22 protein-coding genes and 4 pseudogenes are annotated in these 26922 nt (G+C 60.7%); 11 read left to right on the plus strand and 15 right to left on the minus strand.

Annotation, left to right across the window (positions count from 1 at the left end):
* Positions 1 to 83: 83 nt before the first annotated feature.
* Complete coding sequence (locus OMP38_RS31385; protein ID WP_277568559.1) at positions 84 to 665, minus strand: GNAT family N-acetyltransferase; 582 nt, start codon at positions 663 to 665, stop codon at positions 84 to 86.
* Positions 666 to 756: 91 nt separating this feature from the next.
* On the opposite strand from OMP38_RS31385, the gene OMP38_RS31390 reads away from it, so the two are divergent.
* The 7 genes from OMP38_RS31390 (at position 757) to OMP38_RS31420 (ending at position 7376) form a co-directional block, all read left to right on the plus strand.
* The gene (locus OMP38_RS31390; RefSeq protein WP_277568560.1) at positions 757 to 1488 is read left to right on the plus strand and encodes a suppressor of fused domain protein; all 732 of its coding nucleotides are present in this window, start codon (positions 757 to 759) and stop codon (positions 1486 to 1488) included.
* Between the two features lie 100 nt (positions 1489 to 1588).
* The gene (locus tag OMP38_RS31395; protein ID WP_277568561.1) at positions 1589 to 2239 is read left to right on the plus strand and encodes a GntR family transcriptional regulator; all 651 of its coding nucleotides are present in this window, start codon (positions 1589 to 1591) and stop codon (positions 2237 to 2239) included.
* A 195-nt stretch (positions 2240 to 2434) separates the two neighbouring features.
* The gene (locus tag OMP38_RS31400) at positions 2435 to 3256 is read left to right on the plus strand and encodes a metallophosphoesterase family protein (RefSeq protein ID WP_277568562.1); all 822 of its coding nucleotides are present in this window, start codon (positions 2435 to 2437) and stop codon (positions 3254 to 3256) included.
* A gap of 102 nt (positions 3257 to 3358) precedes the next feature.
* Positions 3359 to 4147, plus strand: a complete 789-nt coding sequence (locus tag OMP38_RS31405; RefSeq protein WP_277568563.1) for a tyrosine-protein phosphatase — start codon at positions 3359 to 3361, stop codon at positions 4145 to 4147.
* A 51-nt stretch (positions 4148 to 4198) separates the two neighbouring features.
* Positions 4199 to 5548: an ABC transporter substrate-binding protein gene (locus OMP38_RS31410; protein ID WP_277568564.1), complete on the plus strand. Its 1350-nt coding sequence runs from the start codon at positions 4199 to 4201 to the stop codon at positions 5546 to 5548.
* Between the two features lie 116 nt (positions 5549 to 5664).
* On the plus strand, positions 5665 to 6540 hold the full coding sequence (locus OMP38_RS31415) for a carbohydrate ABC transporter permease (protein WP_277568565.1): 876 nt from the start codon (positions 5665 to 5667) through the stop codon (positions 6538 to 6540).
* A 17-nt stretch (positions 6541 to 6557) separates the two neighbouring features.
* On the plus strand, positions 6558 to 7376 hold the full coding sequence (locus OMP38_RS31420) for a carbohydrate ABC transporter permease (protein ID WP_277568566.1): 819 nt from the start codon (positions 6558 to 6560) through the stop codon (positions 7374 to 7376).
* A 270-nt stretch (positions 7377 to 7646) separates the two neighbouring features.
* Here OMP38_RS31420 and OMP38_RS31425 read toward each other — a convergent pair whose 3' ends face one another.
* The 8 genes from OMP38_RS31425 to OMP38_RS31455 form a co-directional block, all read right to left on the minus strand.
* On the minus strand, positions 7647 to 8840 hold the full coding sequence (locus OMP38_RS31425) for an IS256 family transposase (RefSeq protein ID WP_277566063.1): 1194 nt from the start codon (positions 8838 to 8840) through the stop codon (positions 7647 to 7649).
* 287 nt (positions 8841 to 9127) lie between these two features.
* Positions 9128 to 10441 carry an extracellular solute-binding protein gene (locus OMP38_RS31430; RefSeq protein ID WP_277568567.1) on the minus strand — a complete coding sequence of 438 codons (1314 nt, stop codon included), beginning with the start codon at positions 10439 to 10441 and terminating at the stop codon, positions 9128 to 9130.
* Between the two features lie 71 nt (positions 10442 to 10512).
* Complete coding sequence (locus OMP38_RS31435; protein WP_277568568.1) at positions 10513 to 11367, minus strand: carbohydrate ABC transporter permease; 855 nt, start codon at positions 11365 to 11367, stop codon at positions 10513 to 10515.
* The gene (locus tag OMP38_RS31440; protein ID WP_277568569.1) at positions 11250 to 12341 is read right to left on the minus strand and encodes a carbohydrate ABC transporter permease; all 1092 of its coding nucleotides are present in this window, start codon (positions 12339 to 12341) and stop codon (positions 11250 to 11252) included. The genes OMP38_RS31435 and OMP38_RS31440 overlap by 118 nt, the downstream gene beginning before the upstream one ends.
* 72 nt (positions 12342 to 12413) lie before the next feature.
* The gene (locus tag OMP38_RS31445; RefSeq protein ID WP_277568570.1) at positions 12414 to 13826 is read right to left on the minus strand and encodes an ABC transporter substrate-binding protein; all 1413 of its coding nucleotides are present in this window, start codon (positions 13824 to 13826) and stop codon (positions 12414 to 12416) included.
* A gap of 106 nt (positions 13827 to 13932) precedes the next feature.
* The gene (locus OMP38_RS31450; protein WP_277568571.1) at positions 13933 to 14721 is read right to left on the minus strand and encodes a response regulator transcription factor; all 789 of its coding nucleotides are present in this window, start codon (positions 14719 to 14721) and stop codon (positions 13933 to 13935) included.
* A complete protein-coding gene (locus tag OMP38_RS35290) occupies positions 14718 to 15269 on the minus strand; it encodes a sensor histidine kinase (protein WP_338130710.1) in 552 nt (183 codons plus the stop codon). The genes OMP38_RS31450 and OMP38_RS35290 overlap by 4 nt, the downstream gene beginning before the upstream one ends.
* A gap of 25 nt (positions 15270 to 15294) precedes the next feature.
* Positions 15295 to 16506 carry a cache domain-containing sensor histidine kinase gene (locus OMP38_RS31455; RefSeq protein WP_338130711.1) on the minus strand — a complete coding sequence of 404 codons (1212 nt, stop codon included), beginning with the start codon at positions 16504 to 16506 and terminating at the stop codon, positions 15295 to 15297.
* Positions 16507 to 16711: 205 nt separating this feature from the next.
* Between OMP38_RS31455 and OMP38_RS31460 the strand changes: the two genes are divergently transcribed.
* On the plus strand, positions 16712 to 17701 hold the full coding sequence (locus OMP38_RS31460; RefSeq protein ID WP_277568572.1) for a glycoside hydrolase family 43 protein: 990 nt from the start codon (positions 16712 to 16714) through the stop codon (positions 17699 to 17701).
* Between the two features lie 192 nt (positions 17702 to 17893).
* Positions 17894 to 18107: pseudogene (locus OMP38_RS31465) on the plus strand (DUF378 domain-containing protein).
* Between the two features lie 75 nt (positions 18108 to 18182).
* Here OMP38_RS31465 and OMP38_RS31470 read toward each other — a convergent pair.
* From OMP38_RS31470 to OMP38_RS31485, 4 genes and pseudogenes are all read right to left on the minus strand, one after another.
* Positions 18183 to 18635, minus strand: coding sequence for an SRPBCC family protein (locus OMP38_RS31470; RefSeq protein ID WP_277568573.1), 453 nt, complete (start codon positions 18633 to 18635; stop codon positions 18183 to 18185).
* Between the two features lie 5 nt (positions 18636 to 18640).
* Positions 18641 to 19184 (minus strand): annotated as a pseudogene (locus tag OMP38_RS36725) (MerR family transcriptional regulator).
* Positions 19185 to 19671: 487 nt separating this feature from the next.
* Positions 19672 to 20454, minus strand: coding sequence for a sporulation protein (locus OMP38_RS31480; RefSeq protein ID WP_277568574.1), 783 nt, complete (start codon positions 20452 to 20454; stop codon positions 19672 to 19674).
* Between the two features lie 163 nt (positions 20455 to 20617).
* Positions 20618 to 21469, minus strand: coding sequence for an NAD-dependent epimerase/dehydratase family protein (locus tag OMP38_RS31485; protein WP_277568575.1), 852 nt, complete (start codon positions 21467 to 21469; stop codon positions 20618 to 20620).
* Between the two features lie 136 nt (positions 21470 to 21605).
* Between OMP38_RS31485 and OMP38_RS31490 the strand changes: the two genes are divergently transcribed.
* Positions 21606 to 22169, plus strand: a complete 564-nt coding sequence (locus OMP38_RS31490) for a hypothetical protein (RefSeq protein ID WP_277568576.1) — start codon at positions 21606 to 21608, stop codon at positions 22167 to 22169.
* A gap of 434 nt (positions 22170 to 22603) precedes the next feature.
* On the opposite strand, the gene OMP38_RS31495 is transcribed toward OMP38_RS31490, so the two are convergent.
* The gene (locus tag OMP38_RS31495; protein ID WP_277568577.1) at positions 22604 to 23665 is read right to left on the minus strand and encodes a DMT family transporter; all 1062 of its coding nucleotides are present in this window, start codon (positions 23663 to 23665) and stop codon (positions 22604 to 22606) included.
* Positions 23666 to 23800: 135 nt separating this feature from the next.
* On the opposite strand from OMP38_RS31495, the pseudogene OMP38_RS31500 reads away from it, so the two are divergent.
* Positions 23801 to 25143, plus strand: a pseudogene (locus tag OMP38_RS31500) (aminotransferase-like domain-containing protein).
* A gap of 96 nt (positions 25144 to 25239) precedes the next feature.
* Here the strand turns inward: OMP38_RS31500 and OMP38_RS36475 are convergent.
* Positions 25240 to 26905, minus strand: a pseudogene (locus OMP38_RS36475) (ABC transporter substrate-binding protein).
* Between the last annotated feature and the right edge of the window lie 17 nt (positions 26906 to 26922).

Below are 26922 nucleotides of genomic sequence, written 5' to 3' on the forward strand. Positions count from 1 at the left end.
ACAGCACATCAAGCGATGCGGCGCCCTTCACCGGCCAAGTGCTTTCATACGGAAGCACATCAGGCGGCGACGCAGCCCGCTTGTTACTCCCCTTCTTGCTTCAGCAGCGCATCCAAGATCGGCATCGCCCGGTCGTAATCGTTGGCGTACGAACCGAACGTCTCGTCGCGCATGATCTCGAATCCGAACCGGTTGTAGAGCCGCACGGCTTTATAGCTCCAAGTTTGAGTATGCAGGTACATATCCCGATCGCCCTCCAACCTGATCATTTCCCGCAAGCAAGCCGCCACCAGCGCCTTCCCCAGACCTTTTCCCTGATGCTCGCGCTTGACCGCGAACCAATGAATAGAAGGATCGCGCCTTCCTGCCGTGCAGTCCCACCAGCACATGATCGTACCGACCGCTTCGCCCCGCTCGTTTTCCACGAACAATAATCGCTTCCCAAGTTCGTCGGGCATTGGCATATAAGTTTGCCGAAAGTATCGAATCGCCTCTTCCGCGCGCTCGAATTCTCCTACGGAAGCCTCGATCTCCGCCCAACGCGACTCACTGCCTGGACTAAACCGGGTTAACGCATACCCCGCAGGCAGCGGGCATTCCGGAATCGGTCTGCCCGGCCGCCTTTTCATAATGACGTTAAAGTAGGGAACGGATCGGTCGAGCATCGTTCAGGCCGCCTTCTTTTTGTCTATTATGCTTGCGATTCAAAAATCCGATATATTTACATGATTTATCCATTATACGTTGGAGGTTCCTATGCGCAAAGAAGAGATGTCCGCCGGCGGCAGCATCGTCTATCGGCACGAAGCCCCGGATAGCCCGCCTACATACGCCGAAGAAGACAGCGCCTATCTTGAACGCGTCACCCGGCATGTCGAGACCCATATCGGCCCGGTGCGCAACGTTTTCCACGAGATCGTCTCAACGCATGTTCATCTCGACATCCTTGTCGTCGATCCGACGCCGCAACGCAACTTTTACACGCTCGTCACCTGCGGCATGGGCATGCGCCCGATGAACGTGCCCGAAGGAGCCGAATCCTGGCGCCATGCCGAGCTCATGCTGTGCCTGCCCGCCAATTGGCCTTTGTCCGAAGCCGCCTTCAGGGACGAAGACCATTACTGGCCTGTCCGCATGTTGAAGACCATCGCCCGCATTCCGCATGAATATAACACCTGGCTCTATCTGGCGCACACGATCCCGAACGGCGATCCCGCCGAGCCTTATGCCGACAACACGAAGCTTGCCGGCGCGATCTTGTCGATACCGTCGACGGCTCCGGCTGCCAAGGACTTATTTACGTTGACTGCAGCTCCCGGCCAGGACGTTCATTTTTTCAGCCTGCTGCCGCTGTACAAGGAAGAGATGGACTTCAAGCTGAAACAAGGTCCGGAGGCGTTATTCGAAAAGCTGGAAGCAGCCGGCGTCAACGAAGTGCTGCGCGCGGACCGAAAAAACGTGTGCAAGAAACGATTCGGCCTATTCTGAACGCAACCGTGTTAACAAGGAGCTGCATTGCCCGCCTCTGATCGACAAGATATACTAAATGGATATCACGATCGGTAACGATTCGAAGGAGATTGCCTCAATGTCCGACCTGCCTCTCGCGGAAGTCGCTTACCAGGAACTCCGGCAGCGGCTGCTCAGCGGTCAGTACCTGCCCGGCCAACTGCTCTCGGAGAGCGAGCTCGCGAACGGGCTCGGCATGAGCAGGACGCCCGTCCGGGCCGCCGTCATGCAGCTGGAAAAGGAAGGATTCCTGGAAACGCTGGTCAAGCGCGGGATCCTCGTCAAAGGCATCGACGTCAAGGAACTGTACGATATGTTCGACCTGTTGAACGCGCTTTATCTGTTCGTGCTGGAACGCATGGAGCAGGATCAGTACGAGCCCGACTTCGAGCGTTTGCGTTACTATCTCGACCAGTTGATCGAGGCCAGCGAACGCAAGATGCACCGCGAGTATTACGAATCCGGCCTGATGTTCATGCGGACGCTGCTCTCCACGATCGGCAACCGCAGCATCATGGAGACGTTCGACCGCTACAAGGACAAGGTCCTTTATGTCGTCGTCGCCTACCGGTCGACCGAAGGCTCGAACCGTCCATACACGGGCAAGAAGCTGTACGCCGAAATTTACCGTCATTTAATCGAAGGCAACTACGTAGAGGCCAAAGCCGCTATTCAGGCGTCCAAGCGAAACTCGCGCGAAGAGCTGCTCCGAAACGGCTACAAAGTATAAAAACGTATAGCGCCGCCGTTTTCCGGCGCCGCCGCATCGCCGAACCAGCCGCGAAACCTCTCGTTTCGGGGGCTTTTTTTTGCATGTCCGCACTTTTACACAACTCCGATCGCTCGTTTATACCCTCCTTACATACAAGATTAATAATTCTTGTATACAAGATGACCTTTCAAAAACCAAGGAGGCTGACCAACGATGAAAAGCATGAAATTCGTCCACCTGACCGACACGCACATGAACGCCCCGAGCTCCGAGGGCCCCTTCGCCAAGTTCCAGCTTGCCGAGAAGGTCAAGCAGACGTTCCGCCACCTCCGCGACGCGAACGTCGCGCCGGACTTCGTGCTCATCACCGGCGACCTGTCCCATGAAGGCGACGCAGCAGACTACGCCTACATCCGAACGGTCCTGGACGAATGCTCCGCGCTTATCGGCGCGCCCGTGCACGTCGTGCTCGGCAACCACGATCACCGCTCCGCGTTCCGCCAAGGCTACCTGGGCGAAGCGCCGTCGGAAGAAGCCTACTACTACTCGCTCGACTTTAACGGCCTGCGCCTGATCGGCCTGAACTCCCAAGTGCCCGGCCGCCACGACGGCGAACTCGACGCCGCGCAGCTCGCTTGGCTCAAGAACGAGCTCGCCACTCCCGCGCCGCGCGGCACGATCATCGGGATCCACCATCCGATGATGAGCGTTCGAGGCATGCCCGGCGACCACCTGCTGGCGAACCGCGCGCAGCTCGGCGACGCGATCGAAGGTACCGACGTCATCGGCGTCATGGCCGGACACGTCCACTCCAACAACGTCGGCACCTACCGCGGCATCGTCAACGTCGCAGCCGCAGGTACGGCATTCACCGGCGAGCTCGCGGATGCGGAGAACTACAAGATGGTCGACTTCTGCGGCTTCAACATCGTCGACGTGACCGAAGAAGGCCTCTCGATCCAGACGACCGTGCTGCCGACTTCAGGCGAAGAGTACTTCCGCTTCCCGATCTCCTTGCTCGTCGCCCAGCACTGAACTTCCTTCCGACGCCAGGCTGCCGGCGCAAGCGCGATCGCACCGAACGACGAACGCCGGCAGCCGGCTCTACCGACATCGATAACCGAGGAGAGACGCATCATGACGACGATTCAAATGCCGGCCTGCCTGCTGCCGCTGGAAGGCGCCTTTAACTTCCGCGATATGGGCGGACTGCGCACCGAGGACGGCCGGACGGTCAAAAAGGGACTGCTGTTCCGCGCCGCCGAGCTGACCGGCCTGACGGAAGCCGACCACGAGGCGCTTCGCGCCATCGGCCTGAAGCATGTATTCGACTATCGCAACCGCGCCGAAGCCGCAGAGAAGCCGGACCCGGTCATCGGCGAAGCGCGCTACATCCGCGTGCCCGCCAACGAAGCCGCCGAGAGCGCGCCGCATGTGACGATGGAGCAGTTGTTCAAGAGCGGCATGCACAAGGCGTTCTCCGACAACATGCTGGACAGGCTGTACGCCAGCCTGCCGGTCAACAACGCCTCCTACAAGCAGCTCATGTCGCTGCTGCGCACGCCGGAAACGAGCCTGCCGCTCGTCCATCACTGCGCGGGCGGACGGGATCGCACGGGCGTCGGCGCCCTGCTCATCCTACTCACGCTGGGCGTGCCGTACGAGACGATCATGGAAGACTACCTGCTATCCAACGTGACGCTCGAGAAGTTCCATGCGCAAATGTTCGACATGGCCGCCCAATACCTCGACGAAGCGTCGCTCGAGACGATGCGCCGCACGATGGCGCTGCAGGAGCGGTATCTCGACGCCTCGATGAACGCCATTCTGTCCGCGCATGGCACGTTCGAACAGTATTTACTCGCCGAATTCGGCATCGACGCCCAGGATCGGGCGCGTATACAAGCTTACTGCCTGGAAGCTTAGTCGCTTAGACGGAACAGGCATCCATTATTGAAAAGGGGGACTCCTGATTTTATGAAACCGTTCATGAAAGGCACCGCCCTGGTACTCGCCATCGCATCCGCAGCCAGCTTGTCCGCTTGCGGCTCCGCCGCGGAAAGCGAAGCCGACGCGGCTGCCGCTACCGCGGCGCCAAGCCAGACGGAGCTCGCCAAGCTCGATCCCGCGAATCCGACCAAGGTCACGTTCTACTCGTACAGCCTCGCCTACCCGACGATGAAGCCGGGCATGGAGCAGCTGATCAAGGAATTCAACGACACGGTCGGCAAGGAAAAGGGCGTCGTCGTCGAAGGCGTCGCGGACACGACGATGCAGCAGTACAAGGCGGACATCTCCGCGGGCAAAGAAGTCGACATCGTGCAGCATCCGTTCGGCACGCTCGACGCCTCCCGCCTGAGCCTTGGCTTCAAAGCCTACGAGGACGTCTTCCCGAAGGCGGAGCTGGACGCGCATCTGCAGGGCATCTCGCCCAACGCGCTTGAGCTCGGCAAGATCGACGGCAAGATGTACGGCCTCGCCTTTACGTTCAGCACGCCGATCGTCTTCATCAACGGCAAGCTGTTCGAAGCGGCCGGACTCGATCCGGCGAAGCCGCCGAAGACATGGGCCGAGATCAAGGAAGCCTCCCTCAAGATCAAGGCCGCCACAGGCAAGGACGGCTTCGGCCTGACGCCGACCAACGGCTGGATCACCGAAGGTCTCATCCTGAGCAACGGCGGCACCGTGCTGTCGAAGGACCGCAAGTCGGCGGAATTCGCGAGCCCCGAGAGCGTCGAAGCGATCGAGACGTGGAAGGACCTTTACCAGAACGGCGCGTCCGCTCCCGGCACGGAGACGGAGCTGGTGGAGCAATTCATGGCCGGCAATCTCGGCATGTACGCCTCCTCGACTTCGCTCTACAGCGGCATCAAGAAGGCGTCCGAAGCCGGCGGCTGGAAGGTGTACGGCGCAGGCATGCCGCAGTTCGGCGACAAGCCGGCCGTCCCGGTCAACTCAGGCAGCGTGCTCGCGATCCGCTCGGACACCCCTGAGAAGAGCGCGGCGATCTGGGAGTTCATCCGCTTCGTGACCGGCGACCGCGGCTATACGATCATCACCTCGCAGATCGGCTACCTTCCGCTGCGCACCGCGCTTGCGGACGATCCCAACGGCCTGAAGGACTTCGTCGAGCAGAACCCGCTCTACCGGATCAACCTCGAGCAGCTGTCCCATATCCAGCCGGTCGCCATCTGGCCGGGCGAATACGCCACCGAAGCGGCCACCGCGTTCACGGACGCCATCGTCAAGTCCGTCATGACCAAGGACGGCGACGTCAAGGCGACGCTGCAGAAGGCCCAGGACGACATCAACCAGATGATCCAGTAACGAAAGGAAAGGAGCCGTCATGAGCCAAGCGATCGAAAACGCCTACGCGCCCCCCCCTTGCGGGGAAGCCGCCCGTAGCCTTGGACCGGCCTCGGACCCGGTCCAGGGCGCTTCGCATGCTGAAGCCCTGGCTGTACCTGCTGCCTGCGCTGGTCCTGCTCGGCATTTTTATGTACAGGCCGCTGCTGTACACGTTTTATCTGGCTTTTCACAAATGGAGCATGGTCCCCGGCACCGAGCCGCTGTACGTCGGCTTCGACAACTTCTCGCGGCTGCTGGCGAACAAGAGCTTCGCCGACTCGATCGGCAATACCGTGTTCTATACGGCGCTGCTGCTGCCGTTCTCCATCGTCATCCCGCTCGCGCTGGCCGCGGTCACCCATCACATGGAAGGCCGCATGAAAAACGTATACCGCGCGCTCTTCTTCATCCCGATGATCCTGGCGCCGGTGTCCGTGAGCGCGATCTGGCGCTGGCTGTTCCACCCGTCCGGCGGTCTCGTGAACACCGCGCTGATGAAGCTCGGCCTGATCGAGACGCCGATCGCGTACTTCTCGGATCCGTCCTTCGCCAAGTGGATCATCCTGCTCATCACGGGTTGGAAGATGATCGGCTTCAGCACGATCATGTTCTCCGCGGCGCTGACCGGGATCAACAGCGAGTACTACGAAGCCGCTTCGCAGGACGGCGCCGGCAGCATGCGCCAGTTCTGGAACATCACCGTGCCGCTCATGTCGCCGATGATTATTTTCATGCTGACGATGAGCATCCTGTTCTCCAGCCAATGGACGTTCGCGTACATCGACATCCTGACGACCGGCGGTCCGTACGGCACGTCGACCAACGTCTACTACGAGATGTACAAGTTCGCTTTCTCCAATCTCAACGCGGGCTTCAGCTCGGCGGCGTCGCTCCTGTTCTTCGTCGTCTTCGGCGTCATCTCGCTGCTGCTTAATTCGCTGTCGCGCCGATTTTCCTTTTACGATAACTAAGACGGGAGGAGCCGACCATGAAAAGAAAACCGCCGGCGGTCTCGATCCTGCAGCATGGCCTGCTGTCGCTCATGTGCGCGATCGCGATGTTCCCGCTGTACTGGATGCTGAATTCGTCGTTCAAAAACGAATCGGACATCTTCAAGTCCGACTTCCTGCCGCCCAGTCCGATCCTGAGCAACTACAGCTACGCGTTCGAGCAGATGCCGATTTTCCGCATGATGTTCAACTCGTTCGGCGTCTCGATCCTGATGACCGCGCTGCAGCTGTCCACCGGCCTGCTCGCGGCGTACGCGCTCGTCCGCTGGCGCTTCCGCGGACAGACGCTCATCTTTACGCTGCTGAGCCTGACGTGGCTCATCCCTTTCCAGTCGATCATGATCCCCAACTACGTGCTCGTCAACGACATGGGCATGAACGAAACGCTCATGGGCATCGTACTGCCGTTCGCCGTGTCCACCTTCGCCATCCTGTCGCTGTACCAGAGCTTCCAGTCGTTTCCCCAAGTGCTCATCGAGGCGGCATGCATCGACGGACAGAGCGACTTCGGCATCCTGACGCGGCTCATCCTGCCGAACATCAAGTCCTCGGTCGCCTCGCTCGGCATCATCCTGTTCATCAACGGGTGGAACGAATACCTCTGGCCGATGCTCATCACCAAGAAGATGGAGAACGCGCCGCTGCAGATCGGACTCAAGCTGTTCGTCAACTCCGACTCCAACATGTGGGGCTCGCTGATGGCGGCCACGACCGTTTCCTGCCTGCCGATCCTCCTCATCTACCTGCTGCTGCGCCGCCAGATCGTGGATTCGTTCGTGCGGTTCGGGATCAAGTAAGAAGTGTGCGTGAAATAGGAATCGCCCTCCTGCGGCCGTGGCCGGGAGGGCGATTTTGTCGTTAAAGTGGGCGGACGCCGCGAATTGGCTGCCACAAGGCAACTATTTTCGCCGATTTCCTGAAATTGAGGAGCGATAAGTGTTAAAAAGCAGTTATTTCGGCGGGTGAAGGTAGCGTCAAGAAGTTTGTGTAAGTAAGGTATCTCATCGTTATGGGCAACCAGATGTTGTGAAGATGGGGAGCGTAGCCCAAGCGAAGGCGCGGGAGTTCTATTCCGCCATTGCCTTTGCATCAGCAGGGTACCGTTCCTCAAACATCTCAGCGAGTTTTTTCTTTACAACAGAATCGCCAAAGCCACGGATGACGCGGTTCTCGAAGCGTTCGTTGTAGTCTGCGGCTTCGAGATAAACAATCTTTTCGGCAGCGTCCATGTTGGTCAAACTGTTCATCGGTTTAAGACGTTTTCGGATTTCTTTGTTCATCCGCTCGATTGGATTGGAGGTGTAGATGGCGTCCTTGATTAAGGACGGATATTTGTAGAACGTAAGCAGCGTCGGCAACTGCTCCTTCCACGCTTTCATTTCTTTGGGGTACAGCTTTCCCCATTTGGCGGTTACGGTGTCGAAGGCAGCGAGCGCCACATCGTAGTCCGCAGCCGTGTAGATGGTCTTGAGATCAGCAATCACATCCGCTCGGTGCTGGACGCGGATCTTGGGGAAAGTGGCTCGAACCTTGTGCACGACGCAGTGCTGCACGTCGGCCTTCGGATAGGTCTCGCGGAAGGCTTCCTCGAGCCCCGACAAGCCGTCAAAAACGCCGAGCAGCACCTCGGTGGCGCCGCGGTTGTACAGATCCTTAAGTACCTCGCGCCAGCCGTTTGAGCTCTCCTGGCCACCGACGTAAAAGCCGAGGATCTGACGGCGTCCGTCCTCGTCGACGCCCATGGCAAAGTAAATGACTTCGCCGCTCACGGTGCTGCGTTTGAGCTTCACATAGAGGCCGTCCAAGTAGATGACGGCGTAACGCTTTTGCAGCGGACGCTGCTGCCAGGCCTGAATGTCTTCAAGCACGGTTGCCGTAATGTTGCTGACGGTTGTAGGCGAATAGTGGCTGCCGAACATGCCCTCGATAAAGCGCGCCACGTCTCGGGTCCCCATACCGCCTTTGTACATCTGGATCACGGCTTCTTCCAGCCATCCGTCGCGGCGCTGGTATGGCTCGAACACATGCGTCTGAAACTGGCCATTGCGATCCCGTGGCACTTCAAGATCTTCAATGTGTCCGTACTTCGTGTGAAGGCTGCGTTTGTAGTAGCCGTTGCGGCTATTGCGCTGGCCTTCCTGCTCGTCCTCCATGAAGTGCTTAATCTCCGCCTTCATGATGGATTCCAGATTGGCTTTTACAAACTGAGTGACAACATTTTCAAATAGATCAGACAGCAGGTTTTCGGGTATAGTAGTCATCGAGTAGGGTTCCTCCTTGGTGATGTCGCAGTCCCGAGGATACCCTACTTTTTTGTTGCCTGGCTAGGCTCCAAAACCTGGTACACAAACTACTTTACGTCATCCGGGTGAAGTCGATATGCGGTCATATGCGAGAAATTAACTGCCTTTTGACAGCTATCCGGGCAAGTGGCCTGATAGGCGTAAAATTAGATGCTTTTTGACAACTATCTGGCACATCAAGAGACGCCTCCCGCCCAAGCTTGCTTCACCTCACCTCAAACCGCCACACCTCGCCTCAGACCATCTCACTGCCCCGTCTTAATCATCTTGTCGTGCGCGGCCGCGAACGCTTCCGGCGTCACGGCTTTGCCGAACAGCGCCTGAATCTGGTTCAGATGCGTCTCGGCGGCGCCCGGCTTCATCTGAACGTCGGCGAACAGCGTGACGCTCGTCGCTTTGTTCATCTCGTTGAGCAGGTCGATATACAGCTGCGGCAGCTTGACGGCTGCCGTATCGACCTTGGTCGCCGGTATGACGCCAGCGTCGGTGACGGACCGCTCGCCCCAGCGCTTGACGAAGTACTCGACGAACGACTTGGCCTCCGCCTTTACCTCCGAGTCCTCGGCGACGAAGAGGCCGACGCCGGGGCCGCCGACCCAGCCGTCGATATCGCCTTTGCCTCCCTCGACCGTCGGAAACTTGAAGAAGCCGACGTCGTCGCGGAAGCGCTGGGGAATGTCCTGGTTCGTCGTAAAGTTCGGCAGCTCCCAAGCGCCCACCATGTACATGGCGGCTTTGCCGTTCAGGAACATCGCCTTGGCCTCGTCGTTGGACAAGCCGTTAAAATCCGGAGGGAACGCACCTTCGTCCACCAGGCCCTGCACGTTCCGGGCTGCTTGGACGAGTCCGGGATCGGCGAAGGAGCGCTTGCCGGCGATGGCGTCCGTCAGCTTCTGTGCGCCCGCGATGCGGTCGGCCATGTACATGTACCACATCGACCCGGTCCAGCGGTCCTGGTTGCCCAGCGCGATCGGCGCGACGCCGCCCGCGGCGAGCGTCCCGATGACGCCGCGGAGCTCGTCGTACGTCTTGGGGACGTCCAGATGGAATTCGCGGAACAGCGCCTTATTATAGTAGATCGGCGCGATATTGAATTCGAGCGGCAGCGCGTACGTCTTGCCGTCCACGGCGTAAGCCTCCGTCGTGCCCGCCACGAACGAGTCCTTCAGCTCGCCTTGCAGCAGATCGTCGAGCGGCGTGAACAGCCCGCCCTCCACGAAAGGCTGCAGCGCGCCCGCCGCCCACGTCAAGCCGACGTCCGGCAACTCGTTGACGGCGGAGAGCACCCGAAGCTTCGCTTTGTACTGCTCGTTGTCGAGCACTTCCTGCTTGATGACCACGTTCGGGTGCTCCGCCTGATATTCCTCGATGATCTTGTTCACGATCCGGTGCTGGCCGAGCGCGCCGGCTTCCGGCCACAGATGCATCATCTTGATCGTCACCGGCTCGGCGGAGCCCGGGTCCGCGGCGAGACGATCGCCCGCTCCCTGCCCGCATCCGGTCGTCACTAGGGCCAAGCAGGCCGCCAACGCCGATACCGCCCGAATTTTTATGCGCACGTTCTATGCCTCCCATGCAGCATGACGATCCGCCAGGCGCGTGCCGGACGGATCGAGGTTGTTGTCCTTTTTTACTCTTTAACGCCGCCAAGCGCGACGCCAGCGATGATATACCTGGACAGCAGGAAGTATATCACGAAGAGCGGCAGAGCCGTAAGGGCGAGCCCCATGTAGATGGAACCGAACTCCGTCTTATAAATATCCCCTTTAAGCAGGCTGACCATAATCGGCAGCGTGTATTTGTCCTTCTGCGTGAGCAGGATGAGCGGCATGAATAGGTTGTTCCAGCTGGCGACGAAGGCGAAGATCGCCTGGGTGGCGATGGCCGGCACCATGATCGGCAGCACGATTCGGTTAAAGGTGAAGAGTTCCCCCGCTCCGTCGATGCGCGCCGCTTCCACCATTTCGATCGAGAGCATGGACAGCAGGTACTGCCGCATGAAAAACACGATGGCAGGCGCCGCGATGGCAGGCAGAATCAGCGGCAGAAGGCTGTTCGTCCAATGCAGCTGGTACATGAACTTATAGAAGCCGATGGCGCTCGCCTGCGCCGGGATCATCATGACGAGCAGGATAAACGTAAAGAACGCCTGGCGAAGCTTCCAGTTGTAAGCGACCAGCGCGTACGCGGTCAGAGACGAGAAGTACACCGCGCAAATGGTCGAGAAGCTCGAAATGATGATCGAGTTGAGGAAGCCCTTGAGCGGATCGAAGCTTTTGCTCAGCAGCACGTCCAGATTCGTCTTCATATGCGAGGATGGCAGCAGCGAGAGCCCGCTCTGAATCTCGGCCGTCGAGCGCGTGGCGTTCACGAACATGATCCAGAACGGCAGGATGCTAAGCAGCGCCAGGACGATGCATACGATGTAGACGATCGTCCGGTTAACGTGAAGGGAGGCTCTGGATTCCATCCGGATGTTTGCCATGAATCACAGCCCCCCTTGCCGCCGCTTGCGCAGCCTTTTTCATTCTTTTTTTGCGCTTTCTTGATCCGCGAAGCGTCGCGGTCGCGCATGAGGTAGAACAAGAGACCCGACAGAATGGCCGCGATCGCGAACATGATCATGCTGGCCGCCGCCGCTTTGTTGAACATGTAGCTGCCCTTGAACGCTTGCCCGTAGATAAATACGGACGTCGTGAGCGTCGCGTCGTCGGGACCGCCGAACAGGAACAACTGCGGGATGTCGAACAGCTGCAGGCCCCCGATCATCGACGTGATCAGCGTGTAGAGCATGATCGTCTTGAGACTCGGGAGCGTGATCCGCATGAACGTCTGCCAGCCGTTCGCGCCGTCGATGGAAGCCGCTTCGAACAGCGCGGGATTGATGCCCATGACGCCCGCGATCAGGATGATCATCGTGTTGCCGTACCACATCCAAAATTGGATAAAGGCGACGATGCCCCGCGCGGTCGTCTTGTCCTGCAGGAAGTTGACCGGCGCGTCGATCCAGCCCAAGCTCTCGAACAGACTGTTGATCGGCCCCATCGGGTAGGAAAACAAAGAGTTAAAAAGCACGGCGATCGTGCTCGCCGTGATAATATTCGGCATATAGAGCAGCACTTTGAACGCGCCTTGACCCCGCACCTTGAGGCGCTGGTTGGTGAACCAGGCCGTAAGCAGCAGCGCGAGTCCGATCTGCGGAATGAAGTTGAGCGCCCAGATCAGCGCGGTATTGGCGAGCGAGATGCGAAACGACGTGTTGTGCATAATGAGATCCGTAAAGTTGCCGAAGGGATTATCCAAGATATGGACCGGCTTCGGGATGACGCCCTTCATATCGGTGAAGCCGATGACCGCCGTATATAATACCGGGTAGAACGAAAAGACAAGGAACGCGAGTATAAAAGGCAAACTGAACATGTAGCCGAATCTCGAATAGCTGACGCTCTTGCGGCGCATGGCTACCACCTCGTTTATTCATATAGAGGGGCGGGCCGTCGACCCGCCCCTTCGGCGCTAAAGTGCCGTACGTTATTCGCTTTCGATGCCGAGCTGGTCCTTAACCTTTTGCTTGAAGTCCGCGATCGTCTTGTCCCGGCTCTTCGTGCCGTTCGCGTATTCGCGAACCTGATCGCGCCAGATGAGGTTGATCGACTCGTCGTATTGGGTCAGGTTCTTGCCCGTCGCGTTGGCGTTGGCCGGTACGAACACGTCGAACATGTTCTGCCCGCCGAGGAGCGCGACTTCGCCGTTAGACTTGGACATCACGACGCTCGACGCGACGCTGTCCTTCGTGCCTTGCTCGCCCGTCTTCATCGTGCCGTTCGCCCAATAGGATTGGAGTCCGGTATCGGATGTATCCAGCGTCACCCACTTGACGAAGTCGGCGACCGCCGCTTTTTTGGCGTCGTCCTTGACGACGTCCTTGTTCGCGAGCAACCAGGTGCCGCCCCAGAAGAAGCCGGTCGGCGGTTCGGTCACGGCCCAGTCGCCGTTCGTGTCCTTGACCTGGCCGTTCATGACGTAGTTGATGAGCCAGGCGGGGCCGAAGAAACCGAAGATCGGCTGCTTGCCGGTGCCGGACATGTCGGCGTACCAGGCTTCCGTCCAGTCCTTCGTATCGTTCGAATAGCCGTTGTCCTTGAGCTTCTTGGAGAAATCGAGGAACTGCTCGCGCTTCGGATCGATATGCAGCTTGCCATCCACGATCCAGCCTTTGTCGGAGCTGTTCTCGATCGGATGCCAGATGTCGCCGTCGCCGGATACGATGCCGTAGCCTTTGGCCTTCAGCTTGGCGGCCGCGTCGAAGAACTTGTCCCAGCCCGGGCCGACCGCGGTCTTGATCGTCGCCGGATCGTCCGTGCCGAACACGTCTTTGGCGATCGAGCGACGGTAAATGAAGGCGCCGCCGGTCGCTTGATAGGCGAGGCCCTTCAGCGCGCCGTCCTTGCTGCCGATGTCGACCGAATATTGGGCGATGCCGGCATCCTTCACCATGTCGTCGCCAAGCCCCAGGTCCGCGTAGTTCACGGCGTAGTCGGAGGCGTCGCCTTGCGTATACTTGAGGACGAAGGCCGATTCGGCCGCGTAAAGGTCAGGGGCGTCCTTGCCGCCGCCGGCGAGCGCCTGGTCGAGCGCCGGTTGGTAAGCGCCGTCCGTCGTCGCGATGACGGTCGTCTTGAACTCGACGTTCGCGTCGGGGTGGGTTTCCATGTACTTTTTCGTCATGTTCGGAATCTCGTCGGTGAAGCTCCAGAGGTTGATCGTCACCTTTTCCTTCGGCGTGGCGCTGTCCGAAGGCGCGGCGCTGCTCGAAGCGCTAGCGCCTGCGCTCGGACTGGCCGATTGGCTGGCGCCTGCATTGTTGGAGGCGTCCGAGCCGCATGCGGCCAAGACGGAAGACAAGAGGACAATGGCGGTGCTTGCGGATAATGCGCGTTTCATTTTTTAGCCTCCCTTTTTACGACACAGTCACTTTGTAATCGCATACACAGTATAAAACCGGAAATGTAAGCGCAACAGTTAACTGCGATTGGGAGAAGTTCCACTTTTATTGGATCGACGGATTTTCGTCCGCGGCTTGCTGCCTGTACTGCCTGGGACTCATCCCTTCGTTGTCTTTGAACACCTTGATGAAATACTTGACCGTCTGGTAGCCGACCTTCTCCGCGATCTCCCAGACCGGCAGCCGGGTCGCGACGAGTAGCTCCTTCGCCTTCTGCAGCCGGATCCGAGTCAGGTAATCGCTGAACGTCACGCCCGTCTGCTCCTTGAACAGTACACTGAAGTAGCTCGCGTTCAGGTGAAGCTGCTCCGCGACCTGCTTCATCGTGATGGCTTCATGGAGATGGCCGTAAATAAAGGCGATCGCGTCCTTAATGGCGGTGCCGTACCGCGCTTCGTCGCGGCCCACCTCGAGCAGCTTCGGATCGACGAGCTTCTCCATCGCGTCGAGGCGGTCTTTGCCGCTGTCGCGTTCGAAGGCGCGCTGCACCGTGTCGATTAGCGCCGCCTTGTCAAGCGGCTTGAGGATATAGTCGAATGCGCCGAGCTGCAGCGACTTTTTCGCATACTCGAATTCCGCATAGCCGGAGATGACGATCACGACGGGGAGCGGCCCGCGCTTCGCGAGCGCCTCCAGCATCTGCAGGCCGTCGACTTCCGGCATCCGCACGTCCGTGATGAGGATTTGGACCGGATTCGTCTTCAGCCACTCGAGCGCTTCGACGCCGCTCGCGGCGCATTCGATCCGGTATTTGCCCGCCGCCCAGGCAACGAGCGTCTTCTGGATGCCGAGCCGCGTTCGCGGCTCGTCGTCGACGATCAATAACGTTTTCACAACGGTTCGACTCCCCCCGGAGGAATGGTGATATCAAAGCGGACGATCGTGCCCGCGCCGACCTTGCTCTCGATGCGCAAGCCGCTGCGGTCTCCCGCCGCGTCCGCATAATACAGCTTGAGGCGCCGCTGCACGTTGGACATGGCCACCCCCGCTCCCTTTTTGGAGGAGAGCTGCCCGCTCCCGCCTTCGATTTTGTGCAGGAGCTTGGCCAGCGTCTCCTCGTCCATCCCGAGACCGTCGTCGATGACGGAGATCGTCGCGATGCCCGGCTTGTCCGATGACACTTGGATCGTGACCGATCCGGGGCCGATGCGGCTCTCCACGCCGTGCAGGATCGCGTTTTCCACGAGCGGCTGGATGATGAGCTTCGGGATCGGCACGTGCATGAGCCCCTCGTCCGCGGCGATCCGCCAGTTCAGCCGGTCGATCAGGCGCATCTTCATGATCTGCAAATACCGCTGCGCGTGATCCAGCTCGTCGCGGACGGTCACCCACTCGTCGTCTCCGCCGGCGCCGCCGATGACGTAGCGGAACAAGCCGGACATGGCGACGACGATGCCGGCCAGCTCCTCATCCCCCCTTGTCCTCGAGCGACCAGTAGAATGCTTCCAGCGTGTTGAACAGGAAGTGCGGATTGATCTGCGCCTGCAGCGCTTTGAGCTCGGTGCGGCTCTGGGTGATCTCCTTCTCGTACACGACCTGGATCAGCTCGTTCATGTGCGTCACCATCTGGTTGTAGGTGTTGTTCAGCTCCCGGATCTCCAGGGACGCGATCGGCGGCGACGGCGACAGGTTCTGCTTGAGCCCGCCGAGCCGCGCGCCCCGCATCGTGCGCATCAGCTTCAGGATGGGTCGCGTGATGAGCGTGGACAACAGCAGGGTCAGCAGCAAAAACGCCGCCGCGCCGATGCCGATCGATACGAGAATCGCGGTGCGGAGCACCGAGATCCCTTCGGTCGAAGCGCGGACCGGCGTGAGCAGCACGAGCGTCCAGCCGGTCGTGCGGGACCGCTGCCGCACGGACAGCAGCTCCTCGCCGCCGACGGAGACGGTGGACCCGGTCTGCGCGAGCACTATCTTGGCCTCCTCGGCCGCAAGGTCCGAAGTGATCGGGGCGCCTTGCGCATCCGCGAGCAGCATGTACTCGTCGTCGCCGCGGGCCTCCCCATCGCCCGCCGCCTGCTCGTTCATCTCGAAGTAGTCGCGGCTGAGCCGAACCGCCAGATAACCGCCCGCCGCGTAGCCCCGGTCGATCAGGCTGATGCGGCGCATGGCCAGCACGGTGTCCGGCTGCGACGGGTCGAGTCCGAACCAGACGAGCCGTCCCTTTACCCGGTCGGTCTGCCGGATCATCTCCTGCGAGACCCGCGCGTTCAGGCTGGTCTGGTCGAGCGGGAACAAGCGCCGGTAGTCCCCGGTGTAGAGCTCCATCGAGCGAATGCCCGCCGAATAGGCCGTATAGGTGCTCGCGATCTGCAGCAGCGACTGGCGCTGGGCGAATGCGGAGCGGACGCCGTCCGCTTCCTGGAGCAGCAGCTTTTGCACATAATCGTTGGTCGCCACCTGGGTCGTCAGCGAGTCGATCTGCTCGAGCAGCGCGTCGAGCCGCCCGTTCGCCTGCACCGCCGTCTGCTGGATATGCTTCTCCGCGCTGTTGCGCAGCAGGTTGGATACCTGGCCGTAAATATAAATGCCCGCAAAAGTGAGCACGACGATCATCGTTAACGTAAAAGCGGCGAAAATCTGGTTTCGCAGCGTGTTCATCTCGCTCCATTTGACCAATCGAATCGCCCGCCTGTTTTCGCATGAATCCAATCCCGTCTACTGTATCACAAAGACCGATTTATCAGCCAACCGTTCTGCGCGCGCGCCCAAAACCTAAAGATTATAGGTATAAAACCTAATCATCGTGAGGTATCGGCGAGAATCGTTATTTGCTAAGATGAGGGGAAATCGACTGGATAGCGCTTACAAAGGAGGGGTCGGAATGACGACAAATTCGCGGGGCGGCGCGCCGCTCGTGACCCATATTTACACGGCGGATCCTTCCGCTCACGTATTCGATGGCAAGCTCTACCTGTATCCCTCGCACGATCTTGACCACGAGATGACGTCGAACGACAACGGCGATCAGTACGACATGGAGGACTATCACGTCCTCTCGCTGAACGAGGATCTGACGCAGGCGCTCGACCACGGAGAGGCGCTGCACCTGAACGATATTCCCTGGGCGAAAAAACAGCTTTGGGCGCCGGACGCGGCCTATAAGGACGGCACGTACTATCTGTTCTTCCCGGCGCGGGACCACGACGACGTCTTCCGCATCGGCGTCGCGACGGGCATATCGCCGCAAGGGCCGTTCCGCGCGGAGCCGAGCTATATCCCCGGCAGCTACAGCATCGATCCGGCGGTCTTCGTCGACGACGACGGCAAGGCTTATGTCTACTTCGGCGGGCTGTGGGGCGGGCAGCTGGAGAAATGGCAGACCGGCGCATTCGATCCGGATGCCGAGGGTCCTTCGGGCGGCGAGCCCGCGCTAGGGCCGCGGATCGCGGAGCTGGAAGGCGACATGCTCGGATTCAAGGAGACCCCGCGCGAGATCCGCATCGTCGACGAGGACGGAGAGCCGATCCGCGCCGGGGACGAGGACCGCAGGTATTTCGAGGGACCTTGGGTTCACAAGCACGAAGGCCGGTACTACCTTTCCTACTCGACCGGGACGACGCACAAGATCGTTTACGCGGTCGGGGAGGACCCGTACGGCCCGTTCACGTTCAAAGGCACGATCCTGACGCCCGTCATCGGCTGGACTACGCACCATTCGATCGTCCGCTACCGGGACAAATGGTATTTATTCTACCACGACAGCTCGCTGTCCGGCGGCGCGGACAACAAGCGCTGCGTGAAGATGGCCGAGCTGCACTACGAAGCGGACGGCTCCATTCGCACGATCGACCCTGATCCGGCAGCGCGTTGAACGAGTTCCCTTGACGGCGTTATTTGGGCGGATTCACCCATGGCGCAGCGTTATTCTCGAACGCACGCCTCAAATTCTTGTGGGAAAATAACATAAGAATCGGCAGGGTTGCGTAACTTATGAATAGAATTCGCCGCACAGGGGTATTTTCTCGATGAACCGCCAAAATTCGGCTGAAGGAGTGGATTCGGGATGAAAACGCTAAACGCTATCGCGCTCGCCATTCTGATCATCGGAGGCATTAACTGGCTGTTGGTCGGTCTGTTCAAGTACGATCTCGTCGCCGAATTGTTCGGGGGGTCAGGAAGAAGTCGCTTCCCGCATCGTGTATACGATCGTCGGCATCTGCGCGCTGTATGCGATCAAATTTTTCAACGACGTCAGCAGCGATTCGCGTGCTCGTTAATATCTTGGCAAGGCGAAGAGCCGGACGGCCGCCTGATGAGGCGACTGTCCGGCTCTCGTCGTTCAGGATAAGGCCTCAAGACGCCTCGGATTCGCTCCGCAGGGCGTCGCCGAGCATGTTCAGCAGCACGTTCGTGCCATGCTCGCGCTGCTCTGGCGTATCGAGGCCGTCGAGAAAAACGCCCTGCTCGGTAAAGACTAACCTCGTGCCGCCCTCTGCCTGATGCAGCTCGACCGTCGTCACCGAAGCCGAGATCCGCTTGTCGTCCATGTCCAAGACGTACGAATAGACGATACGCGCGTTCGGCACGATATCCTGGTAACAGGCGTCGAACGTGAATACGGGACCGTCAGGCGGTCCGCCGCGGCTGTACTCCCGGCCGCCGACGCGGAAGTCGAAGGTCTCCGCGGGGGTAAACCAGCGCGCCTTCGCCTCGGCGTCGGACCAGGCTTTGTAGACGCGCTCCGGCGTCGCGGGGTACGTTCTTTCCACCGTAAAAGTGGCGTGATGCGCCGATCGTTGTTCCATTTCGTTCATCCTCCCTGATCTTGGTCTTCCGGCTCGTCCGCCAGCCAATCGCCCAATCGGTCGAGCGCTCGCTCGGCGTGCGTCCGCCGCTCCCAAAAATACTTCTCATGGCTCTGCTTCATCATGCCGAGCAGCTTCGTGAACGCCTCCACCCCAAGCGGCGCTTGCATCCGCACCGCGGCCGACGCCTGCTCCAGCTCGCTCAGCAGCTTCTGCTGGACGCGGATCTTCTCCCGCAAGCGGCCGATCTGCGCGGCGATGATCTCGGACAGGTCGGGCGCGTCCCGCTCCAGGACGGACTGGATCTCCGTGAGCGGCAGGCCCAGCTCCTTGAGCGCCAGAATCTGATGCAGGCGGGACAGGTCGGATTCATCGTACAGCCTGTGCCCCGAGTCGGTCTGGCCGGAGGGGGGGAAACAAGCCGATCTGGTCGTAGTAGCGCAGCGTCCGAATCGTGAGTCCCGTCAGCGCGGCGATGTCTCCCACTTTCCAACGGACGCCCGCCGCGCCCGCTTCGTCGTCCTCCGAGCCTCCGCGATGCTTGGCCATTTTTCCGCCTCCCCGTCCTGCCGTCTCTATGCCCGTAACTTTACTATAAGACGTGACGCAACGTAAGGTGCAAGAGGGGAATTTTATAAGGAACGAACTGGCGCAACGGCGACGTGGGCGCTTATGCCGGCGGCGGTCTGGAGGACCCGGCTTGTGCGGGAGACCCGCGTGGAATGCAGTTATGGCGTATGACATGGAGTAGATTTGGGCGATTGGCGCGGCAGGTCAGCGTGGTGGCGGTTCGACGGCGGGCGGGGCGGTTGGCGGTGTGCGATTCGCTAGCTTAGGCGCGAAGAGAGGCGACGGATTTCCAATCGGCGACCGATAGTTGTTAAATGGCCGTTATTTCTTGCGAAACTGCGAGCTGCCTTCGGATCGTTGTGCGTCGCCAGAACATAATGAGCTGCTTTCCGACAACTAACCATACGAGCCTATGCAAAAAAAGGGCGGTTCGCCCGCCCGGCTCTTGCTGCATAAATCGCTCGCGTCAATGCGCGTATTGGTCGATGATGCCTTGAAGCACGTCCGCAATATGGGAGACGCCGCCGTCCAGATCGCGCTGCGTAAGCGTCACCCGCACGAAGCTCTCGTCGGTATCCGTCGCTTCGGCGAAAAAGCCCGCCAAGCCGCTTGATCTCCGGTCGATCTGCAGGAGCAAGCGAACCTCGCCGATCGGCGATCCGACGAAGGTCAGCTCCAGCTCGTCAAGAAGGCCCCGGTACCGTCCGCTCGACGGGATCCACTCGAACTCCTGAACGAAGGCGACCGCGCCTCCAAGACGCGGCGCATAGACGGTCTCGGCCTTGCGGAGGCGGAACCCGATCCGCTCGACGGCTTCGAGCACGGCCTTGCGGCCCGCGCCCGGGATGACGTGAATGCTGTCCTCGTCGGTCGGATCGACCGCGGACCGGATGTCCGCGACGGTCTTGATCCATACTTGGCCGCTCCCGATCGAGATCGGCACGCCCGCAGGGAGGATAAAGGAGAAGGGAAGCTCCCTTCTCTCCTGCGGCTGCACCGTCAGCGCGTCGGCGACGCGATATCGGGCGACGACCGCCGTCTGTTGAATCGGCTTGTCGTTGATCTCGCGCGTATACGTCGTCATGACGGACACCTCGATCCCGTCGATTCGCTGCTCCAGGTTGCCGCCCTGCAAGCGTACGGCGCCGCGAACTCCCTCCCCTTGCGCGTATGCGGACTTTTCCAGCACCGTATCCAGCTTCGCCGCTCCGACCCCCACGCTCGCCAATACCCGTCCGAAGAAAGACATGATCCGCATCCCGTCCTTTATTTATGTGATTGCTTCGCGCCTTGCATCTTAAGGATATACGCGCGGGGCAACGGGGGGGATTCAATATATGGGGAATTCAATATATGGGGGATTCAATATATGGGGAATTCAGCCATACGGGGAATTCAGCCATATGGGGAATTCAGCCAAGCGTCGCGGCAAATCCGTCGCGCCAATCGGCGAACCGCGGCTGCCAGCCGAGCCGCTTCGCCTTGGCGTTGGCCGCGCCCCGCTCGCCGCGGGCGGCGCCGGGCTGCCGCTCCGGAGCCGGAGCGCCCAGCAGCGCGGCATAATGCGGCAGCCACTCGCCGCCGGGCGCCGGACGGTCGTCGACGACGTTCACCGCCCCGGACGGCCAGCCCAACGCGAGCAGCGCGGCGCTAGCCGCGTCTTCGACGTGGACGAACGAAGCTACGCCATCCGTCGCAGGCAGCGCGCCGCGGCGAACTTCGTCAGCCATGTAGCCATCCTTGGCGTACCATGTTCCCGGGCCATAGAAAAGCCCGTAACGCAGGATGACGGCTTCCGGCATCTCCGAGGCCGCCGTCTCCAAGGCGCGCACGCCTTGGATCGTGCCGCTGCGCGGCGCCGGCGCGTCCAGGTCGAGCGGCTCCTCCTCGGTGGCCGTGCCTTCCCCAGGCGCGTATGCCCAAGAAATGCTCTGCGCGATCATCCGGCGTACGCCCGCGGCCAGCGCGGCGTCGACCAGATGCCGGGTGCCGGTCGTCCGGATTCGCGTATTCGACGCGAAGTCGCGCTCGCCGAGCGAGGTGAGCTGGTGGATGACCGTCTCCGGCTCCGCTTCCCGAATCGCCGCGAACACGGCCTCGCGATCGAAGATGTCGAGCACGGCCGCCTTCGCGTCCTGTGCCTCCAGCCGCGCCGCGCTCGCCGCGTGCCGGGTGAAGCCCGTCACCTCGTGTCCGGCTGCGACGAGCAAGGGGATCAGCGATTTTCCGATAGCGCCCGTGGCGCCTGCAACTGCGATTTTCATGAGCGATCGACCTCCGAAAATAAGGTTATCTCGAATCGTTAGAGTGGCCGGGACTGTATGCCGCGATAAAACTGCCATAAAACTAGCCGCGGCGTGCAAGATCAAGCCGTTCGCGAGCCGGCCGCGGAAGGCGGGTTTGTTCCTATCCAGGACTTCCAGCGACGATTCGGAGCTGGCGAGGACGTCGTTGTTTCTATCCGAGACTTCCGGCGGCGATTATGCGCCCGAGACGACGCGTTTGTTTCTATCCAGGACTTCCAGCGACGATTCGGAGCTGGCGAGGACGGCGTTGTTTCTATCCGAGACTTCCGGCGGCGATTACGCGCCCGAGAGGACGCGTTTGTTCCCGCTCGAGACTTCCAGCGACGATTCGGAGCTGGCGAGGGCGGCGTTGTTTCTATCCGAGACTTCCAGCGACGTTTACGCGCCCGAGAGGACGCGTTTGTTCCCGCTCGAGACTTCCAGCGACGATTCGGAGCTGGCGAGGGCGGCGTTGTTTCTATCCGAGACTTCCGGCGGCGATTACGCGCCCGAGAGGACGTTTTTGTTCCTATCCAGGACTTCCAGCGACGATTCGGAGCTGGCGAGGACGGAATTGTTTCTATCTGAGGCTTCCGGCGGCGATTACGCGCCCGAGAGGACGCGTTTGTTCCCGCTCGAGACCTCCGGCGACGATTCGATGCTGGCGAGGACGGCGTAGTTTCTATCCGAGACTTCCGGCGGCGTTTACGCGTCCGAGAGGACGCGTTTGTTTCTATCCAGGACTTCCAGCGACGATTCGGAGCTGGCGAGGGCGGCGTTGTTTCTATCCGAGACTTCCGGCGGCGATTACGCGCCCGAGAGGACGCGTTTGTTCCTATCCAGGACTTCCAGCGACGATTCGGAGCTGGCGAGGACGGCGTTGTTTCTATCCGAGACTTCCAGCGGCGATTACGCGCCCGAGACGACGCGTTTGTTCCTATCCAGGACTTCGAGCGACGATTCGGAGCTGGCGAGGACGGCGTTGTTTCTATCCGACACTTCCGGCGGCGATTACGCGCCCGAGAGGACGCGTTTGTTCCCGCTCGAGACTTCCGGCGACGATTCGGAGCTGGCGAGGGCGGCGTTGTTTCTATCCGAGACTTCCAGCGGCGATTACGTCCCCGAGACGACGCGTTTGTTCCCGCTCGAGACCTCCGGCGACGGTTCCACGCTCGAATCGGCGCTCTTATTTCCACCCAAGATCTCCTCCCCCACATCTGCGCTCGGCTCGGCGTTTTCGGCCGTCTTGCGTTTTCCCCCGCAATAGTTCGCGCCGATCACGCCCGCCAGCATGCAGATCGTGCCGATCGTCTGTGCGCCGCTCCAGTCGTCGCCCATAATGAGGACGCCGGACGAGATGGAGACGAGGTTGCCCAGGTTGACGAACAGGCTGACCTTGAAGGCTTCGATGCGGGAGAGCGCGAAGTTGGACAGCCACGACGAGACGAGCGAGGACATGATCGCGATGTAGAGCAGCGGCAGCCAGAAACCCGGCTCGGACGCCGGCGCGAGCAGCGCGGACATCGTGCCTTGCGTCAAGTGGCGCACGAGCGCGAGCCCGACGAAAAACAAGCAGCCCGTTCGCATCATGGCGTAGCTCAGCTCGACGGCGGAGTACGAGGTGCGCAGGCCGCGCGCCAGCACGCCGTACAGCGCGAGCGCGACCGCCGACAGCAGGATCAAGCCTCCCCCGACGGCGCTCGTCCCCCGCAGCGCGTCCGCCGAGATGCCCGTCATGAAGACGAGGCCGAAGGCGGACACGAGGACGGACAGCAGCTGCAGCTTGCTCGCCCGCTCCTTCAGCAGCAGCGCGCCGAGCAGCAGCGCGAAGATCGGCGAGGTGGCCGAGAAGATGCCGGCGCCAGAGGTCGTCGCCGCGTCAAGTCCGACCGACTGGAAGCCGAAGAAGGCGGTCGGATACACCAAGCTGACGAGCAGCAGCGGCAAGCGAGGCCGGCCCTCCTGCCTGCGCGGCATACGAATCCAGCCGGCCCGGACCGGGATCGCGAGCGCCGCGAACGACAGGGCGAAGCGGTAGGCGAGCATGTCGAACGGATCGGCGTGACGCAAGGCAAGCTTCGTGAACATAAAGGAAAATCCGATGACGATCGCGTATACTATAGCCAACGCGTAGATGGCGGCGGTGCTTTTGACGGTTGCGGGCAAGTCGGTCATGCCACTTCCTCCTATTGCTCGATTGCGGAGCCGGCCGGCTTCATGCTTTCAGCATAAAGCACCGGCCGCGATGCCGCTATCGATACATTTTCGATCTGTACCGGTACAGATCGCAGCCGAAGGAGTGACCCAAGCATGATGCGGTATGAAGAGCTGATCCACGATATCGAGCGTAAAATCGAAGACGGAACCCTCCGCGGCGGACAAAAGCTGCCGTCCGTCCGCGAAGCGTCCGACGCCTACGCCTGCAGCAAAAGCACCGTTCTTCGCGCCTATGCCGAGCTGGAAAAACGGCACAGACTGTATTCCGTCCCCAAAGCGGCTACTACGCGGTCGCGCAAAAGCAGGAGGAGACTTCCGCTTCGGCGAACGCGGGATGGAACTTCGCGTCCGTCGCGCCGGATCCCGAGGTGTTCCCCTACCTGGACTTCCAGCATTGCATCAACAAGGCGATCGACCGGTACCGCAATCATCTGTTCACCTACGGCACGCCGCAGGGCCTTCCTTCCCTGCTCCAGGTGCTGAGCAAGCATCTGGCCGCCTACCAGGTTTTCGCCCAGCCGGAGCGGATCACCGTAACTTCCGGCGTGCAGCAGGCGCTGTCGATTCTCACGCATATGCCGTTTCCTTCGGGCAGGCGGACGGTGCTGGCGGAGCAGCCGACGTACACGATTTTGCTGGATATGCTCGCGCTCTTCGGCGTCCCCGTCCAAGGGATCGCGAGAACGGAGCGGGGCATCGACCTGGACGAGCTGGAGACGCTGTTCCGCGACGGCGACATCAAGTTTTTCTATACGATCCCGCGGTTTCAAAATCCGCTCGGCGCTTCCTACGGGACCGAGACGAAAAAAGCGATCGCCGCTCTGGCCAAGCGATACGACGTCATCGTCGTGGAGGACGACTTCCTCGCCGACCTCGAGACCGATCCGAAGGCGGATCCGATTCACGCTTACGGCGCGTCGCATGTGGTCTATTTGAAGAGTTATTCGAAAATTTTGTTCCCCGGTCTTCGGGTCGGCGTCGCGGTACTGCCTCCGGGCCTGCAAGACGTCTTCAGCCGGTACAAACGCTTCACCGATATCGACAGCTCCATGCTGTCGCAAGCGGCGCTCGAGATCTATATCCAGAGCGGCATGTTCGCGCGGCGCAAACGGAAAATCTCGGATACGTACCGCCTTCGCATGCTTCGGCTGGTCCGGGCGCTCGACGCGTGCAACGGCACGCAGGACGTACGGCACCTTCGGCTGGAGGCCGGCATGCATACGCACATCGAGCTTCCGCCTACGCTAAGGACCAAGACGCTGATCGACCGCCTCGCCAAAAAGAAAATCGAGCTGCGGGACGCCGACGCCTGCTTTCTGCCTTCGTTTCCCAAGCGCCCGCTGCTGCAGCTCAGCATCTCGCAGATCGCGGACGATCGAATCGACGAAGGCGTCGCCGCCCTCTTCGCGGAGATCGCGCGGATGCGGAGGAGCTAAGCGAAGCTGCTGAGGAGGAGCACGAGAAGGAGCGCGCATCCGCGCTGCGTCCGATCGAGCATGCGCGATTCCTGACTGCCTCCGGCCCCCAGGAATTCAAGCTTCGCGCCGGCGCACGGTCCAATCCTGCACGTTGATGAACATGCCGAAGTCCTTCGGCGTCGCGCCGACGACGCGTCCGTTCACGGCGCCGAGCGCCTTGGCCGCATAGAGCGCCGGCATCGGCACGTCTTCCGCGAGGATGTGCTGGAGCTCGCCGTACAGCGACTTGATCTTCTCTTCGTCGACTTCGGCGCCAACCGCCGCGAGCAGATCGATCACCTTTTCGTTCCTGTAGCCGTTGGGATTGCCGGCGCCGAGGAAGTACGCGAGGTCCGGCAGCGGATTGACCGGCGTCATCGTCACGGGCAGGAGGCCTAGATCGAAGTCCTCCTTGACGACCTTGTCCGTCAGCTCGTCGAACGAGATGTTTTCCACGTTGACTTTGATGCCGACCTTGCCGAGATTGTCCGCTATGATATACGCCGCTTGCCGGATCGCGTCGTCGCCCGACGGCACGGACAGCGTCAACGTCTTCCGTCCGTCCCAGCCCGCTTCCTTGAGCAGCCGCTTCGCCCGCGCCCGATCGTAGGCCGCAGGCTTCACGGCATTGTTGCGATAAGGACTCACGCTGCTGAAATAACCGTCCACGACCTCGCCCGCTCCGCCGAGCAGCTTAGACACCAGCTTCCGGCGGTCGATCGCGTACGAGATCGCCTTTCGTTGCCTGGCGTCCGGAACGGATTTTTCGTTCACGTACATGAATACGGTCGTCAGCGGCTGGCCGCCTACCGTCGTGACGCCCCGCATCCCTTCGATCCGTTCGTAGTCTTCGGCCGGAATGACGCCGGCGGACGGGATATTCATGTCGATCTCGCCGCTCTCCAGGGCGTCCGCAAGCGCAGAACCCGGCAGCACCTTGAAGTTGAGCCGCTCCAGCCGGGGCGCTCCCCCTGAAATAATCTTTATTCGCGACCAATCCCGCGAATCGGTCGGGCTCGTACCGTTCGAGCTTGAACGGGCCCGACGTCACGCTCGACTCGCGCATGAAGCCGCTCTCGTTCAAGTCCTCCGGCGCGACGCCCTCGAGTACGCTGCGCGGGAGCGTCCTCAGATTGCGGCCGATCGTATCCTCGAATACCGTAAGCGTCGTCGGCATCTTCGTCTTCATCTCTACCGTGTGATCGTCGATCTTGCGAACGCCCGAGATATCCGACTCCCCGTCCGGCAGGAAACCCGAAGGTCCGAGCCCTTCGAGAATCGAAAACATGTACGCGTAATTGGAGGCGACCATCGCGTTCGCCATCAGCTTCAGCGTGAAAATAACGTCGTCTGCCGTGACGGACGTCCCGTCGGTCCATTTCGCCGCTTCGTTTAGAGTGACCTTGAACGTCCGGTTGTCGGCCGTCTCGATCGAATCGGCGAGCATCGGCTTGTACCGCAGGTCGGCGTCGATCTCCACCAAAGGCGGAAAGAGCAGTCCCGCGACATAGGCGGATACGAGACCGGCGGGCGAGAGCGGATTGATGTCGCTCGGCGCGTACGTCACGCCGACGTTCACCGTCTTCTCGGCGGCCGGATCCTGAAAGGCTCCGACGGCAGGCGAAGCCGGCGCCGTGCCTCCTCCCCCCTTGCCCGGCTGTCCGTCGCAAGCCGACAGGACGGCAGGCGCGAAGACCAAAGACAGCGCGACGGCAAGCTTCAGGGCGAGCTTGAATTTCATGATGGCAACTCCTTATC

The organism is Cohnella ginsengisoli, from assembly GCF_029525555.1.
GTDB classification, from domain to species: domain Bacteria; phylum Bacillota; class Bacilli; order Paenibacillales; family Paenibacillaceae; genus Cohnella; species Cohnella ginsengisoli.